Origin of the sequence: Falsiroseomonas sp. HW251 (assembly GCF_050563545.1) — a bacterium.
Lineage (GTDB): Bacteria > Pseudomonadota > Alphaproteobacteria > Acetobacterales > Acetobacteraceae > Falsiroseomonas.
In genome coordinates this window covers 72,266-88,002 of record NZ_JBNXUM010000007.1, presented here as the reverse complement: position 1 = coordinate 88,002, position 15,737 = coordinate 72,266, and the positions used below count along the sequence as shown (strand labels likewise).

The following is a 15,737-nucleotide window of genomic DNA, read 5'->3' as shown; positions in this document are numbered from 1 at the left end:
ATCATCCCATGACCGACGGCCACATCACCTATACCGCGGAGAACCTGACCGACGCGGTGCTCGCGCGGATCCGCCCGGACGCGAACCCGCGCGTGCAGAAGGTCATGTCCGCGCTGATCCGCCACGTCCACGACTTCGTCCGCGAGGTCGAGCTGACGCCGGAGGAATGGGAACAGGGCGTCGCCTTCCTGTCCGAGCTCGGCCGCTGGTGCGACGACAAGCGGCAGGAGGTGATCCTGCTCTCCGACATCCTCGGCGTCTCCATGCTGGTGGACGCGATCGCCAACCGCACGCATGCCAGCGTGTCGGAAACCACGGTCCTCGGGCCCTTCCACCGGGAGAACCCGCCGCGCATGGAGAACGGCCAGCAGATGTCGCCCGGCGTGGCGGGCGAGCCCCTCGACGTCGCGGTGAAGATCTGCGACGAGGCCGGCAAGCCGCTGGAAGGCGCGCAGGTGGATGTCTGGCACACCTCGCCCGATGGCTACTACGACAGCCAGCTCGGCGACGAGCACAACATGCGCGGCCGCTTCGTCACGGGGAAGGACGGCGTCATCGCTTTCCCCACCGTGATGCCGTCGGCCTACCCGGTGCCGCATGACGGGCCCGTGGGGCGCGTGCTGGCCGCGATGGGCCGCGGACCGATGCGGCCAACGCATGTCCATTTCTGGATCAAGAAGCCGGGCTACCGCGACCTTATCACCCACATCTTCCGCGATGGCGACCCGTATCTCCACGACGACGCGGTCTTCGGCGTGAAGGCGAGCCTGGTGACGGACTGGGACGCCGCGAAGAAGACGGGCGGGCCCGCCCGACTGGAATACGAGTTCCGCATCCCCCGACAGGACGCCGCCTGATGCCGCTGTATCTGATCCACTGCACGCAGGTCGCCGACGGCCAGGCGATCCGCGACGCGCATTACGACGAGCACCGCGCCTACCTCAAGAACAGCCCGGTGGACATCAAGCTCGCCGGGCCGCAGGTGACGGACGACGATGCGAAGGCAATCGGCTCGGTCTTCGTCGTGGACGTGCCGGACCGCGCGGCGGCGGAAGCCTTTTCGGCCGGCGACCCCTTCACCAAGGCGGGTTTGTTCGAGCGCGTCATCATCACCCGCTTCCGCGACATCACCCGCGGCAAGCCGGCCTTCGGAGGAACGCCCGCGTGAAGCGGAAATACATCCTGACCTGCGCGCTCACCGGCAACATCACGACGCCGGAGCAGACGCCCCACCTGCCGATCACACCGAAGCAGATCGCCGATGCCGCGATCGACGCGGCGAAGGCCGGCGCCGCGGTCTCCCACATCCATGTGCGCGATCCCGAGACGGGCAGGCCCTCGATGTCGCTCGACCTCTACCGCGAGGTCGTGGACCGCATCCGCTCCTCCGGCACCGATGTCGTGATCAACCTGACGACGGGCCCCGGCGGGCGCTTCGTGCCGGACCGCGAGGACCCGCGGAAGCCCGCAGCCGGCACGACGCTGCTGCCGCCGGACCAGCGGGTCGAGCACATCGTCGCCCTCAGGCCGGAGATCGCGACGCTCGACTGCAACTGCATGTGGTCGGGCACCGGCGTGGTGATGAACACGCCCTGGTCCATCACCCGCATGGCCGAGCTGATCTACGCCGCCGGCACGATCCCGGAGCTTGAGGTCTTCGATTCCGGCGACATCGCGCTGGCGAAGTCGCTGATCGACCAGGGCGTGCTGAAGGGGCCGTGCCTGTGGCAGGTCTGCATGGGCATCCGCTACGGCTTCGACTGGAACCCGGAGACGCTGAACTACGCGCGTTCGATCATCCCCGCCGGCAGCCCCTGGGCGGCCTTCGCGATCGGGCGGATGGAGTTCCCGATGCTGGCGCAGGCCTGGCTGCTGGGCGGGCATGTGCGCGTCGGGCTCGAGGACAACATCTACCTCAACAAGGGCGAGCTCGCGACGAGCAACACGGTGCTTGTCGAGCGCGCCGTGCGCATCCTGCGCGAATTCGGCGCCGAGCCCATGACGGCGGCCGAAGCGCGCGCGGAACTCGGTTCGGTGGGTGGCTGGTCGCGATGAGCCGAGGCGTATTGGTCGTCACCGGCGCCGGCCGGGGCATCGGCGCTGCGATCGCGAAGGCCGCGGCGGCCGATGGCTGGATCGTCGCCGTGAACTACGCCCGCGACGCCGACAGCGCCGCGAAGACCGTCAGCGCGATCGAGGCCGCCGGCGGCCAGGCGTGCGCAATCCAGGCCGATGTCATGACGGAGGCCGGCATCGCCGCGCTGTTCTCCGCCGCCGACGCGCTGGGGCGCGTCAAGGGCCTGGTGAACAACGCCGGCGGCAGCGCGGAGGCGAGGATCGCCGACATCACTGCGGCCGACTACGACCGCATGATGGACGGCAATCTCCGCACCACCGTCTTCTGTTCGAAGGAAGCGGTGCGCCGCATGGCGACCGATCGCGGCGGCGAAGGCGGCGTCATCGTCAACATCGGCAGCCGCGCCAGCGTGCTCGGCGGCCAGCCCGGCCGCGTGATGTACGCCGCCGCCAAGGGCGCGGTGGACGGCTTCACCGCCGGGCTCGCCAACGAGGTCGGCAAGTCGGGCATCCGGGTCTGCTGCGTCCGCCCCGGCGTGATCCGCACCGAAAGCCACGAGGCCCGCGCCGGCGCCGACCGGCTGAAGCAGATCACGGCCCCGATCGCGCTCGGCCGCCCGGGCGAGCCGGAAGAGGTCGCCGCCCTTGCGGTGTTCCTGCTTTCGCCGGCGGCGAACTACATGACGGGCGCGCTGGTGGACATTGGCGGCGGCCGCTAGAACACGCCGCAACAGAGGAGAAACGTCGTAATGAAGCTTGCCCGTCGCAGCCTTCTCGCCGCCGCCTGCGCGGCCGGCCTGGCCGCTCCCGCCGTCGCGCAGAACTTCCCGAACCAGCAGGTCACGCTGGTGATCCCCTTCGGTGCGGGCGGCCCGACCGACATCGTCGGCCGCATGGTCGCCGAGGCGATGGGCCGCGATCTCGGCCAGCCCGTCATCGTGCAGAACGTGGGCGGCGGCGGCGGCACCATCGGCGTGCAGCGCGTGGTGCAGGCGCGCCCGGACGGGCACACCATCCTCTACACCAACATCGGCCTCGCCACGCAGCCGACGCTGTATCGCCGGCTTCCCTACAACCCTATCACGGACCTCGAGCCCTTCGGCCTGGTGACCTCGACACCGATGGTCATCACCGTGCGGCCGAACTTCGCGGGCAACACGCTGGCCGACTTCATCGCCTTCGCGCGCGAACGGCGCGACGCCGTGAACCTGGCCAATGTCGGCCTCGGCTCCGCTAGCCAGCTCTGCGGCACGCTCCTGCAGGCCGCCCTCGGCATCAATTTCACGCCCATCGCCTTCACGGGATCGGGCGGCGTCTTCCCCGAACTGATGGCCGGCCGGCTCGACGTCTATTGCGACCAGACCACCTCCTCCCTGCCCTTCGTGCGGGAGAACCGGATCCGCGGCCTCGCGATGACGACAGCGACACGACTGCCGCAGGCGCCCGAGATCCCGACCGCGGCCGAGGCCGGCCTGCCCGGCTTCGAGGTCGGCATCTGGAACGGCATGTACGCGCCGAAGGGCACGCCGGCGCCGGTGATCGAGCGCCTGAACCGCGCGCTGCGCGTCGCGGTGCAGGATCCGACGGTGATCGCGCGCCTCAACGACCTCGCCAGCCCGCCGGAGCCGCTGGAGCGCGTGAACCCCGCCGTGCACCGCGCCTTCCTCGAGGCCGAGATCGACCGCTGGCGGCCCGTGCTGCAGGCGGCGGGCCAGTTCGCGGACTGAAATCCCGCGATGGACGCGATCCGCGTCGTCGCCTTCGCGGGCGCGTCCAACCTGCCGCTCTGGGCCGGGCAGGAGCAGGGTCTTTTCGCCCGCCACGGCATCGAGGTCTCGGTCGAGATCACCCCGAACTCGCGGGCGATGGCGCGCGACCTGTTCGACGGCCGCTTCGACCTCGCGCTGACGGCGGTGGACAACATCGTCGCTTACGACGAAGGGCAGGGCGAGGCGGAACTGCCCGGCACCGCCGACTTCGTCGCCCTGTTCGGCGTGGATGACGGCATGCTGAACGTCATGGCGCAGGCCGATGTGGCCGACCTGCCCGCGCTGGCCGGCCGCAAGGTCGCGGTGGATGCCATGACCACCGGCTTCGCCTTCGTGCTGAAGGAGATGCTCGGACATGCAGGCGTCGCATACCGCGTGCACTGGGTCGCGGTCGGCGGCGGCGCGCAGCGCCTGGGCGCGCTGACCGCCGGCGAGCAGGCCGCGACGCTGCTCAACACGCCGCTCGACCTGGCGGCGGAGGCCGCGGGCTGCCGGCGCCTTGCGCGCGCGAACGACGTGATCGGTCCCTATCAGGGCATTGTCGGCGCGGTGCGCCGCGGGACAGTGGTGTCGCGCCGCGCGGCGCTGGTCGGCTTCATGCGCGGCTTCCGGGACAGCCTGGCCTGGCTCGCGGCGGAGCCGGCGGGGGCAACTGCGCTGCTCCAGCAGCGCATGCGGATGGCGCCCGCCGTGGCGTCCTGCGCGGCGGCGGCGCTGCTGGACCCCGTGCGGGGGATCTTCCGCGACCTCCGGGTGGACGAGGACGGGATGCGGACCGTGCTCGCGCTGCGCAGCCGCTACGGCGTGCCGGCGCGGCACCTCGACGATCCCTTACGCTATCTCGACCTGTCGCTGCGCGGGGAAGCGCTCGGCTGAGCCTTTAGCGGCAGGCCCCGCGCTCCACCGGGACGGGCCCGTCCGGCGTGGCCAGGGGACAGGTCTCGGACGCCAGGGGCTCCGGCGGGAAGGGGCCGGTGTAGGGCCGGATACCGGCCTGGGCCGGGGCGAGGAGAGCCATTACCAGCAGGACGGCGGAGCAGGCGAGGCGGGTCATCGGGGTGGTCCTTCAGGGGTTCCTGGCGCAAGCGCCGATGACCCCTTGTCGCACCCAGCCGTTTCACCGCGACTTCGCAGCCCGTTTCCAATGCGGCGCGCCACTGCGCCGCGGCGGTCTCAATGTTTCGATTGTCGCGCCGACGGTTTCAGCCGAACACGTCCGCCGGGCTGTCCCGGCGCAGGCTGTCGCCGAGCTCCCGGCCCATCCGCGCGGCATCCGCCGCCGCGCCGCGCAGCCTGCGCTTCAGCAGGAAGGACCCGTCGGCGCGCGCGACCAATCCCGTCAGCTCCACCTGGCCCTCGTCCAGCAGCCTCGCATGCCCCCCGATCGGCGTCCGGCAGGACCCGTCGAGCTCCGCCAGCAGCGCGCGTTCCGCCTGCGCCGCGACCGCGGCCTGGCGGCATTCGATCAGCGACAGCAGCTCGCGCAGCTCCACGTCGTCCGCGCGCACGGTGACGCCGACGATGCCCTGGCAGGCCGCGGGCACCATGACCTCGGGGTCGAGCACCTGGCCCGCCTCATGCGCCATCCCGAGCCGCCGCAGGCCGGCCAGCGCCAGCAGCGAGGCCTGCGGCCCGCCTTCCGCCCGCACCTTGGCCAGGCGCGATCCGACATTGCCGCGGATCACCTCGACCGACAGGTCGGGCCTCGCGTGCAGCAGCTGGCTCTGCCGCCGGACCGAGGCGGTGCCGACCATCGCGCCGCGCGGCAGGCAGGCGAAAGGATCATCCTCGCATGCCGCATGACACGCCGGCCCCAGCACGATGGCATCCCGCGAATCCTCGCGCCGCAGCGTGCAGGCCAGCACGATGCCGGGCGGCAACTCGGTCTCAAGGTCCTTCAGGCTGTGGACCGCGAAATCCACCCGGCCATCGGCCAACGCCTCATGGATCTCCTTGGCGAACAGGCCCTTGCCGCCGATATCGGCGAGCCGCTTGTCCTGCTCACGATCGCCCGCGGTGGAGATCACGCTCTCCTCGAAGGGCGAGGGCATGTCGGCCATCACGGGGCAGACCGCATTGATCAGCGACAGGAAGTGCCGAGTCTGCCACAGCGCGAGCGGCGAGCCCCGCGTGCCCACCTTCAGCGGCAGGCTGCGCGAGACGACGTGCCGATGCGGGCTGCCCACGCCTGTGGGGCGCAGCTGCTGCAGCGGCGCGTCGAGGGAGGAGAGGTTCATGCGGTGATCGCTCCGCTTCTCGCGCCGGTCATGCCCGCGCGAAGCCCAGCAGGTGGGCCATGTCCTTGAAGAAGATCTTCACGTGCGCCAGGGGATCGCGGCGCACGAGTTCCTTGTTCATGTAGCTCTGCCAGGTCAGGCGCTGGACGTCCTTGTCCTCGCAGATCTTGACGAACTTCTCGCGGCGCTTGTCCGACGAGTACCAGAAGTACTGCATGATCCCGAGCACCCAGAAGACGCGCCCGTGCTGCTTCATGAAGCGCTTCCGCGCCAGGCCGAGCGCGGCGGGGCTGCCGCTGCGGCAGAACTCCTCGGCCGCCTCGGCCGCCAGGCGTCCGCCGAGCATGGCGTAGTAGATTCCCTCGCCGGAGGCCGGCGCGACGACGCCCGCGGCATCGCCCGCCAGCAGCACGTCGCGGCCGTTGTCCCACTTCCTCAGCGGCTTCAGCGGGATCGGCGCGCCTTCGTGGCGGATGGTGCGGAGCTTGTCGAAGCCGGTGGCCTTCCGCAGGTCGGCGACGGAGCCGCGCAACGAGAAGCCCTTGTGCATCGAGCCCGTGCCGATGCTGACCTTGTCGCCATGCGGGAAGATCCAGGCATAGAAATCGGGCGACAGCTTGCCCTGGTAGTAGACGTCGCAGCGGTCAGCGTCGTAGCTCGGCACCTCGTTCTTCGGCGCCTCGACGATCTCATGATAGGCGAAAACGCACTTCACCTTGTCGGCGCCCGGCACGGCCTGTCGGCCGACCTGGCTGCGCGCGCCGTCCGCGCCGATGACGAGCCTGGCGCGCGCGCGGGTCAGTGGCGCATCGTCGGGCGCGCCCTTCGCGCGATACTCCACGACAGCGGTGCCGTCGGGATCGCGGGCCAGGTTCTCGAAGCTGCCGGTTGCGCGCGTCGCACCGGATTCGGCGGCGCGAATCCGCAGGAACTCGTCGAAATCCTCGCGGTCCACCATGCCGACGAAGCCGCCGGTGTCGATCGGCATGTCCACTTCCTTGTCGGAAGGCGAGACCATGCGGGCGGAGGTGATGCGCGCCACCAGAAGATGCGCGGGGATGTCGAAGTCGCGTATCAGCCGCGGCGGGATTGCGCCGCCGCAGGGCTTGATGCGCCCTGCCTTGTCGAGCAGCAGCACGCTGCGGCCCTGGCGCGCGAGGTCGTGCGCGCAGGTCGCGCCCGAAGGCCCGCCGCCCACCACCACGACATCGAAGGTCTGGGTCGTCATGCCGCTGTCCTCCGTCACGAAGCCGCCGCGGCGGCGCCGGGGTAGCGCGAAGGCGCCCGCGCCGCTTGCCCGATGCGCAGCGCCAGCCAGGCCGAGGCCAGGAACAGCGCTGCGTCGCCCAGGAACACCAGGGCGTAGCCGCCGACCGTGCTGCCGGTGGCGATGCGGCCGACGTCCAGCATCGCCGTGCCGAGGAAGCCGCCGAGCCCGAAGGCGATCGCCTGCGCCGCGCCGAACAGGCCCATCCGCACGCCCTCTCGCCCTGGCCGGCCCGCATTGACCAACTGCATCATGGCGGCGATGGCGGCCGCGGCGAAGGCGCCGTTCGCCATGCCGAGCGCGAAGCAGGCCGCGCGGAGCGGATAGGACTCGGCGGATTGATGCGCGAAGGCGAGCGACAGCAGCACGAGGAAGGCCACGCCGCAGCCGCCGACGATCCAGCAGCGCAGCGCACGCAGCCCACCCTTCGCGAGGCTCCCCACCACCGCGATCAGGATCATCCCCGCCAGCACCCCGCCATGCTGGACCGAGGACAGCCGCGTGGATTCGCCGAGCGTCATGCCGAAGACCGCGCCGGCGAAGGGCTCCAGGATCAAGTCCTGCGCGCTGTAGGCCAGCATCGAGACGAAGACAAAGATGGTGAAGTGCCGCGCCACCGGCTCCGACCAGACCTCGCGCAGCGCCGGCAGGAAGGCCGAGGGCGCGGAGGCTTCGCGCCGCGCCGCGCGGCTGCCCTCGACGCCGGCCACGGCCAGCAGGCTGACGAGGAAGGCGATGGCCGAGACGGCGGCGGTGACTGCCACCAGCCGCTCCGGCGAATACGGGTCAAGCAGCCGTCCCGTCGTCGCGGTCGTCACCACGAAGCCCGCGATCATCATGATCCAGACGATGGAAGCCGCCGCCGGCTTGCGCTGCGGCGCGACGCGTGCGGCCAGCAGCACCAGCAGCGACGTCCCCGCCGCCCCGACGCCCAGGCCCACCAGCAGGAAGGCCAGCACGGCGAGCAGGATCCCGGGGATCAGCGCCGTGCCCATCCAGGCCGTCGCCGCCGCCGCCAGCACGCCGCCGAGTGCCAGCACCGCCATGCCGCCGATGATCCAGGGCGTGCGCCGACCACCCTGGTCGGAGCCATGGCCGAGCCTCGGCCGCAGCATCTGCACGGCATAGTGAAGCGCCACCAGCGCGCCCGGCAGCATCGCAGGCAGCGCGTGCTCCACCACCATCACGCGGTTCAGCGCCGCGGTCGTCAGCACGACGATCGCGCCCAGCGACGTCTGCACCAGGCCGAGCCTCACGATGCCAGGCCAGCCAAGGGGAGGCTGCATGCTCATGGCGCCAGCGCCACCGAGCACGCCATCATGCCCGTCACGAAGAGCGTCACGCCGGCGCCGTTGTACCAGGGCGCCAGGCCCCGCGGGTCGGTGAGCCACTTCCGCATGGACAGGCCCTGCAGCGCCAGCACGACGGTCACGATCGCGGCGGCGATGGGATGCCCGAAGCCCAGCAGCAGCCCGATCACGACCATCTGCGGCACGGCCATCATCCAGCACGCCGCCAGCGCCGCGCGTTCCGGCCCCAGCATCACCGGCAGGGACCGCAGGCCGAATCGCCGGTCGCCCTCGATCGACTTGAAGTCGTTGATCGTCATGATGCCGTGCGCCGCGACGCCGTAGAGGAGTGCGATGGCGACCACGCGCGGATCCGGCGCCGCGCCCGACAGCACGGCCGCACCCGTGATCCAGGGCAGCGACTCGTAGCTGATGCCGCAGGCCAGCGGGCCCCAGATGCCGCTGCCCTTCAGCCGCAGCGGCGGGGCCGAGTAGATCCAGGCGGAGATGCAGGCCAGCACCGTCGCCGCGAAGCCCCACGGGCCTAGCATCCCGCCGACCAGCAGGGACAGCCCCGTCCAGACGATCGCGACATGAAGCCCCCAGCGCCCCGGCATCCGGCCGGAGGGGATCGCGCGATGCGGTTCGTTGATCGCGTCCACATGCCGGTCGAACCAGTCGTTCACCGCCTGGCTCATCCCGCAGACCAGCGGCCCGGCCAGCAGGATGCCGAGCACCGCATAGGGCCAGCGTTCCGCGAGCGACGCACCGGACGCCACGATGCCGCAGCCGAACGCCCACATCGGCGGGAACCAGGTGATCGGCTTCAGGATCTCCAGCACCGCCGATGGCGCGGGATAGCGGCGCTGCCGGCCGGCCGTGAGGTTGGCGGGATCGGCCATCTCAGCCCTCCGCGCCGTCATCGGCGCCGAGGTCGCCGAGCCCGTAGCGCCTGAGCTTCACATAGAGGCTTTGCCGCGACAGCCCGAGCATCTCGGCGGCCGAGGCGCGGTTGTCGCCGGTCAATTCCAGCGCCGCCTCGATGCAGAGCCGCTCGATCGCGTCCGTGGCTTCCCGCACCAGGTCCTTCAGCGGCACGCGCCCGATCAGCTCCGTCAGCTGCTCGACGGACCGGGTCGCGCCGGCACCGATGCGCGCCGGCGGCTTGACGCGCGCGCCGACGTCGCGGATCGCGAAGCCGTAGCAGGTCTGCCCGCCCTGCAGGACGGACACCGCGGCGATCTCCGCCTCCACCTGCCCGCCGAGCTCGCCGCTCAGCGTGGCGTTGTACAGCCGCACGGAGCCCCGCCCGCGCAGGCTGGCCATCAGCACCTCGAACTCGACGCCCTGCCGGCCGAGCCAGCGGTCCAGCGGCTCGCCGCGCGCCTGCTCCTCCGACGTCAGCTGCGCCATGTCGAGGAAGGCGGCGTTCGCCGTGATGATCTGGCCTTCGGCGTCGGTCACGACGAAGCCGTCCGGCACGCCATCCACCACCTTCAACATGCGCGCCCGCGCCTCGCCGAGCGGGCCCTCGCCTTCGGCCTGGCTGAGCTCGAGCCGCACCAGCACCAGCAGCCCGCCTTCCTGGCGGAAGGTGGTGGCGGAGACCATGACCTCCGGCCCGTCCTCGGCCAGGCGCGCGCGCAGGTCGTCGGCGCGGCCGGCGCTCCGCAGGCTGGCCAGCAGCCCCTGCAGGGCGGACCGGTCCTCCTGCGCGAAGACCTCCGGCAGCGGGCGGCCGGGCAGGCGGCGCGCGGCGCGCGCGAACAGGCGCTGGGCCGCGGGATTGGCTTCCAGCACGCGCAGCGACTCCGCATCCAAAACCAGGAGCGGGTCCACCGACATCTGGAACAGCAGGCGGTAGCGCGTCTCGGCCTGGCGCAGGCGCGAATAGTCGCGCTCCATGGATTGCTGCACCTCGACCAGGCGCTGCTGGAGCTGCGACAGCGGCCGCAGGTCGCGCCCGAACACCACGCGCCGCCCGCCCCGGCCCAGCGGCGCGATCGAGCAGAGCATCGGCAGCGCCGTGCCTTCCCCCGCCAGGTGGTTCACATGCCGCCAGCGCGGGGCGTCGCGCGATTCCTTGCCTGTCAGCAGGGCCTCGACCTTGGTGCGGCTGTCACGGGCGACGGCGTCGATCCAGGGACGGCCGACCCAGGATTCCGCGCCGTCGAGGTCGCGCGCGAGCTCCTCGCTGCCGAAGCCGATGTCGCGGATGGCGCCGGCATCATCAAGCACGAGCGCAAGGTCCGCCGACGCCACGACGAGACCCGCTGCGGCTTCCGCGTCGAGCTGTCCGAGCGACGTCCGAGGTGACCTGAACGCTCTCACGCAGCATCCCGTCCTTCGAGCCCCGCGCCCCCATTGCTGCAACAATCCTCCTCGGGCCGGACGGCGATGCCGCCGGACCGGCCGGTCGAAACGTCACGCCTCCGGCGCAAGGAGCGCCAGCAATGTCTCCGCCTTCAGCACCGCCTGCTGCCCGTCCGTCGCCGTGGCATCGGCGCCAACCAGGGTTGCAAGCTCCGGCTGCTCCATGAAGAGACCGCCGCCGACCAGCACGCCGATCTGCGGATTGCGCGAGGCGCGGCGGATCTCGTGGATCAGCGAGGCCAGGGGCTGAAGGCGGCTTTCGCAGGACATGGACAGCCCGATCATGCTGAACCACTGCTTGCGGGTGGTCGCGACGAGCTCCCGCGCCGAGGCGCCAGTGCCGCTGCAGACGTCCCATCCCTGGCGACGGAAGAACTCGCCGACCATCACCAGGCCGAAGCTGTGCTGTTCCCCGGGCACCGGCGCCAGCAGGATCCGGCGATGCCCGTCGCGGCGCCCGGGCCGCGGACCGAAGGACCCGCTGTTCTCCAGCAGCAACTGCTGCAGGCAACACAGGCCGACCGTCACAGCGGTGAAGTCGCAGCGATCCTCCTGCCACATGGTGCCGAGCAGCCGCGCCACCGGCGCCAGCACCTCGAGGTAGATGCGCTCCAGCGGCAGATTGCGCGCGCGCAGTGCAGCGACACCCGCCATCGCCGCCTGCAGGTCGCCGCGCAGCACCGGCTCGGCCAGCGTGCGGACATCCTCGGCGGTCGGGGCGATCGCGCGGTCGTCGCGGTAGCTCGGCGCGGCCGCGTTCTGCCGCGCCAGCACCAGGCGCGGGATGACTTCCGATTCCAGTGCGCGCGCGAGCAGTGCGACGCGCCGTTGCTCGGCAGGACGGCCGACCGGCGTCGCGAGATCGTCTAGATCGAAGGGAAAGTCGCGACTGCCCGACGGGCCGTCCGAATAGGCGGTGAGGGAGGTCGACGCGCTGTCGGTCATGCCGTCGAATCTCCCGCGCAAGTGGGCCTGGAGGCCATTGCCCTCTCCACGATGGTTACTGTCAGGTTCCCGGACCGATCTGTCAATCCCGATTTACGTCAATGGAGCTTGACACTACGCGCCGGCAGTCATTAGCCTTCCCTCATCAAGCGCGACGTGGGGAGAGACGATGAACCGCTGCCTTTCCCTCGCTGCCGGATGCCACCGTCTATGCGGTGCGTCCCCCGGCGTCCCGCCGCGTCAACCCGCGGCTGAACTCACGCGGCCGACAGCGGACTGCCATTGACGGGGGGTTGTCAAGCAATGCTTACAGCGAACCGCTTTTCCGGCCTGTTGGACAAGCTCGACGCCTCGCCCTGGGGCGCAGCGTCAGGACGCAAGGTCCACATGGCGCAGGAAAGCATCCGGGGCGGGCTCTACACGCCGGAAGAACGCGTGCGCCGTGACGCCACGCCCTGGACGCTGGTGCAGGGCGTGCTGGCGCCGGTGCAGTTCCTGGTCTTCCTGGTCAGTCTCGGCCTGGTGCTGCGCTACCTCGCGACGGGCGAGGGACTCGGCGCTGCGACGGCGTCCGTCGTGCTGAAGACGCTCGTGCTCTACACCATCATGATCACGGGCTGCATCTGGGAGAAAGAGGTCTTCGGCAAGTACCTCTTCGCGCCAGCCTTCTACTGGGAAGACATGTTCTCGATGCTCGTGCTGGCGCTGCACACCGCCTATCTCGGCGCGGTGTTCGCCGGCATCGGCGACGGCTACGGCCAGATGCTGCTCGCCCTGGCTGCCTATGCCGCTTACGTCGTCAACGCCACCCAGTTCGTGCTGAAGCTGCGCGCGGCGCGGCTGCAGGAAGCACGCATGACCGCGATGGGCGGGATGCGCTCCGCATGAGCCTTTCGGCTGCTGCCACCTCCGCCGCCGGCTGCGCCACCGCGCCGGTCCTGCGCGATGGCGGGCAGCACGTCCTGCGGGAACGCGGGCAGCACGAAGTCTTCTGCGGGCTCACCGGCATCGTCTGGCTGCACCGCAAGATCCAGGACGCCTTTTTCCTCGTGGTGGGCAGCCGCACCTGCGCGCATCTCCTGCAATCCGCCGCCGGCGTGATGATCTTCGCCGAGCCGCGCTTCGCAACCGCGATCATCGACGAACGCGACCTCGCGGGGCTGGCGGACTGCAACGACGAGCTCGATCGCGTGGTGACGCGCCTGATCGAGCGGCGGCCCGATATCCGCATGCTATTCCTGGTGGGCTCCTGCCCGTCGGAGGTCATCAAGCTCGACCTCTCGCGTGCCGCGCAGCGCCTGTCGAAGCGCTTCTCCCCGAAGGTGCGGGTCCTCAGCTACAGCGGCAGCGGTATCGAAACGACCTTCACCCAGGGCGAGGATGCCTGCCTCACCTCCCTGGTGCCGGAGATGCCGGCCGAGCCCGGCACCGCGCGATCGCTGCTCGTCGTCGGTGCGCTGGCCGAGGTGGTCGAGGACCAGATGCTGCGGCATTTCGCCGCGCTCGGCGTCGGCCCCGTGCGCTTCCTGCCCGGACGCAGCGCGGCTGAACTCCCGGCAATCGGGCCCGGCACGCGCTACCTGCTGGCGCAGCCCTTCCTCGGCGACACTGCGCGTGCACTGGAGTCGCGCGGCGCGACGCGCATCGCGGCACCCTTCCCGCTCGGCGCCGAGGGCACCACGGCCTGGCTGCGCGCCGCGGCCGAGGCCTGGGGCACGCCCGATGCGACGATCCGCGAGGTGACGTCCGTCGGCGAGGCGCGTGCCAGGGCCGCGCTGGCCGGGCATCGCGCGAAGCTCGAGGGCAAGCGCATCTTCTTCTTCCCCGACAGCCAGCTCGAGATCCCGCTGGCGCGCATGCTGTCGCGAGAACTCGGCATGCAGCCGATCGAGATCGGCACGCCCTATCTGCACCGCGCCCACATGGCCGAGGAACTCGCGCTGCTGCCCGCCGGCGTGCAGCTCAGCGAGGGCCAGCATGTCGAGCGCCAGCTCGACCGCTGCCGCGCGGCGAAGCCCGACCTGACGGTGTGCGGGCTCGGCCTGGCCAACCCGCTGGAAGCCGAGGGGATGGCCACCAAGTGGTCCATCGAGCTCGTCTTCACGCCGATCCAGGGCTACGACCAGGCCGGCGACCTCGCGGGGCTCTTCGCGCGGCCGCTCGACCGCCGCACCAGGCTGGAGCTGTAGCCATGCAGCTCTCCGTCTGGACCTACGAAGGTCCTCCCCATATCGGCGCGATGCGGATCGCCACCGCGATGCGCGGCGTGCACTACGTGCTGCACGCGCCGCAGGGCGACACCTACGCCGACCTGCTCTTCACCATGATCGAGCGGCGCGCCGCGCGGCCGCCTGTGACCTACACCACCTTCCAGGCGCGCGACCTCGGCGCCGACACGGCGGAGCTGTTCAAGACCGCCGCGCGCGAGGCCTATGAGCGCTTCCGGCCGGAGGCGCTGCTGGTCGGTGCGTCCTGCACGGCCGAGCTGATCCAGGACGATCCGGGCGGCCTGGCGAAGACGCTTGGCCTGCCGATCCCCGTCGTGCCGCTGGAACTTCCGGCCTATCAGCGCAAGGAGAACTGGGGCGCGTCGGAGACCTTCTACCAGCTCGTCCGCGCCATGGCCGGCCCGCATGCGCCGCCGCCCGGAACGAAGAAGGCGCCCGGGCCCATCTGCAATGTCCTCGGCCCCACCGCGCTCGGTTTCCGCCATCGCGACGACGTCGCGGAGATCGTCCGCCTGCTGGAGGCAATGGGCCTGCAGGTCAACGTGGTGGCCCCGCTGAACGCGACGCCCGCCGATCTCGCGCGGCTCGGCGAGGCCGACTTCAACGTCGTGCTGTATCCCGAAATCGCCGGCCAGGCCGCCGGCTGGATGAAGCGGACGTTTGGCCAGCCCGCGACCACCGTGATCCCGATCGGCGTCGCCGCGACGCGGCGCTTCATCGCGGAAGTGGCGGCGCTCGCCGGCCTTGAAGCCGCGCCGGACGAATCCACGCTGCGCCTGCCCTGGTACTCGCGCTCGGTGGACAGCACGTATCTGACGGGCAAGCGCGTCTATGTCTTCGGCGACGCGACCCACGCCATTGCCGCGGCCCATGTCGCGCAGCACGAGATGGGCTTCGAAGTGGTGGGGCTAGGCACCTATTCGAGAGAATTCGCCCGCGACGTCCGCGACGCCGCCAAGCTCTACGGCGTCGAGCCGCTGATCACCGACGACTATCTCGACGTCGAGCAGGAGATCGCGGGGCTTCAGCCGGAACTCGTGCTCGGGACGCAGATGGAGCGCCACATCGCCAAGCGGCTCGGCATTCCCTGCGCGGTGATTTCGGCGCCCGTCCACGTGCAGGACTTCCCGGCGCGCTACTCCCCGCAAATGGGGTTCGAGGGCGCGAATGTCCTGTTCGACACCTGGGTCCACCCCCTGATGATGGGGCTCGAGGAGCATCTGCTGACGATGTTCCGCGAGGACTTCGAGTTCCATGATGGTGCGACGCCCTCGCACCTGGGCGCGGCGAAAGTCGCGCCGGAGATGGGCATCGGGGGGGCGCCCGCCGCGCCGCCCTTGCCCGCGCCCGCAGCGGTGACTCCCCACGCCGCTGCGGGCGACCCTTCGCTGTCCTGGGGCCAGGACGCCGAGAAGGAGCTGAAGAAGATACCGTTCTTCGTCCGGGGCAAGGCTCGACGGAACACGGAGCGCTTCGCCGCCGAACGCGGCATCGCGACCATCACGCTCGAGACATTGTATGACGCCAAAGCGCACTTCTCTCGCTGACGCGCC

16 protein-coding genes are annotated in these 15,737 nt (G+C 70.8%); 9 read left to right on the top strand and 7 right to left on the bottom strand.

Annotated elements, in window-relative coordinates; translation table 11 throughout:
* Positions 1-8 precede the first annotated feature (8 nt).
* From ACLF3M_RS10325 to ACLF3M_RS10300, 6 genes are read left to right on the top strand one after another with little or no spacing between them, the layout of a single operon-like run.
* Complete coding sequence (locus ACLF3M_RS10325) at positions 9-857, top strand: dioxygenase (protein WP_430656834.1); 849 nt, start codon at positions 9-11, stop codon at positions 855-857.
* Positions 857-1,168 (top strand): YciI family protein, encoded by a 312-nt coding sequence (locus tag ACLF3M_RS10320; protein WP_430656833.1) that lies wholly within the window; start codon positions 857-859, stop codon positions 1,166-1,168. The genes ACLF3M_RS10325 and ACLF3M_RS10320 overlap by 1 nt, the downstream gene beginning before the upstream one ends.
* Positions 1,165-2,055 (top strand): 3-keto-5-aminohexanoate cleavage protein, encoded by an 891-nt coding sequence (locus ACLF3M_RS10315; RefSeq protein WP_430656832.1) that lies wholly within the window; start codon positions 1,165-1,167, stop codon positions 2,053-2,055. The genes ACLF3M_RS10320 and ACLF3M_RS10315 overlap by 4 nt, the downstream gene beginning before the upstream one ends.
* Positions 2,052-2,795 carry an SDR family oxidoreductase gene (locus ACLF3M_RS10310; RefSeq protein WP_430656831.1) on the top strand — a complete coding sequence of 248 codons (744 nt, stop codon included), beginning with the start codon at positions 2,052-2,054 and terminating at the stop codon, positions 2,793-2,795. Before ACLF3M_RS10315 ends, ACLF3M_RS10310 begins: the two co-directional genes overlap by 4 nt.
* A gap of 30 nt (positions 2,796-2,825) precedes the next feature.
* On the top strand, positions 2,826-3,803 hold the full coding sequence (locus tag ACLF3M_RS10305) for a tripartite tricarboxylate transporter substrate-binding protein (protein ID WP_430656830.1): 978 nt from the start codon (positions 2,826-2,828) through the stop codon (positions 3,801-3,803).
* A 9-nt stretch (positions 3,804-3,812) separates the two neighbouring features.
* A complete protein-coding gene (locus ACLF3M_RS10300) occupies positions 3,813-4,721 on the top strand; it encodes an ABC transporter substrate-binding protein (protein ID WP_430656829.1) in 909 nt (302 codons plus the stop codon).
* A gap of 4 nt (positions 4,722-4,725) precedes the next feature.
* Here the strand turns inward: ACLF3M_RS10300 and ACLF3M_RS10295 are convergent, their stop codons facing one another.
* From ACLF3M_RS10295 to ACLF3M_RS10265, 7 genes are all read right to left on the bottom strand, one after another.
* Positions 4,726-4,899 carry a hypothetical protein gene (locus ACLF3M_RS10295; RefSeq protein ID WP_430656828.1) on the bottom strand — a complete coding sequence of 58 codons (174 nt, stop codon included), beginning with the start codon at positions 4,897-4,899 and terminating at the stop codon, positions 4,726-4,728.
* A 148-nt stretch (positions 4,900-5,047) separates the two neighbouring features.
* A complete protein-coding gene (gene hemC / locus ACLF3M_RS10290) occupies positions 5,048-6,082 on the bottom strand; it encodes a hydroxymethylbilane synthase (RefSeq protein WP_430656827.1) in 1,035 nt (344 codons plus the stop codon).
* Positions 6,083-6,110: 28 nt separating this feature from the next.
* Positions 6,111-7,310 (bottom strand): geranylgeranyl diphosphate reductase, encoded by a 1,200-nt coding sequence (locus ACLF3M_RS10285; RefSeq protein WP_430656826.1) that lies wholly within the window; start codon positions 7,308-7,310, stop codon positions 6,111-6,113.
* Positions 7,311-7,324: 14 nt separating this feature from the next.
* Positions 7,325-8,641, bottom strand: coding sequence for a BCD family MFS transporter (locus ACLF3M_RS10280; RefSeq protein ID WP_430656825.1), 1,317 nt, complete (start codon positions 8,639-8,641; stop codon positions 7,325-7,327).
* Positions 8,638-9,540: a chlorophyll synthase ChlG gene (gene chlG, locus ACLF3M_RS10275; protein WP_430656824.1), complete on the bottom strand. Its 903-nt coding sequence runs from the start codon at positions 9,538-9,540 to the stop codon at positions 8,638-8,640. Before chlG ends, ACLF3M_RS10280 begins: the two co-directional genes overlap by 4 nt.
* A 1-nt stretch (position 9,541) precedes the next feature.
* Positions 9,542-10,969 (bottom strand): transcriptional regulator PpsR, encoded by a 1,428-nt coding sequence (gene ppsR, locus ACLF3M_RS10270; RefSeq protein ID WP_430656823.1) that lies wholly within the window; start codon positions 10,967-10,969, stop codon positions 9,542-9,544.
* A 93-nt stretch (positions 10,970-11,062) separates the two neighbouring features.
* A complete protein-coding gene (locus tag ACLF3M_RS10265; RefSeq protein ID WP_430656822.1) occupies positions 11,063-11,956 on the bottom strand; it encodes a cobalamin B12-binding domain-containing protein in 894 nt (297 codons plus the stop codon).
* A 303-nt stretch (positions 11,957-12,259) separates the two neighbouring features.
* Between ACLF3M_RS10265 and bchF the strand changes: the two genes are divergently transcribed.
* The 3 genes from bchF to bchB are packed head-to-tail and all read left to right on the top strand — an operon-like array spanning position 12,260 to position 15,731.
* Entirely contained in the window at positions 12,260-12,844 is a 585-nt protein-coding gene (gene bchF / locus ACLF3M_RS10260; protein WP_430656821.1) for a 2-vinyl bacteriochlorophyllide hydratase, read from the top strand.
* Positions 12,841-14,145, top strand: coding sequence for a ferredoxin:protochlorophyllide reductase (ATP-dependent) subunit N (locus tag ACLF3M_RS10255; RefSeq protein ID WP_430656820.1), 1,305 nt, complete (start codon positions 12,841-12,843; stop codon positions 14,143-14,145). Before bchF ends, ACLF3M_RS10255 begins: the two co-directional genes overlap by 4 nt.
* 2 nt (positions 14,146-14,147) lie before the next feature.
* Positions 14,148-15,731 carry a ferredoxin:protochlorophyllide reductase (ATP-dependent) subunit B gene (bchB, locus tag ACLF3M_RS10250; RefSeq protein ID WP_430656819.1) on the top strand — a complete coding sequence of 528 codons (1,584 nt, stop codon included), beginning with the start codon at positions 14,148-14,150 and terminating at the stop codon, positions 15,729-15,731.
* Positions 15,732-15,737: the final 6 nt, after the last annotated feature.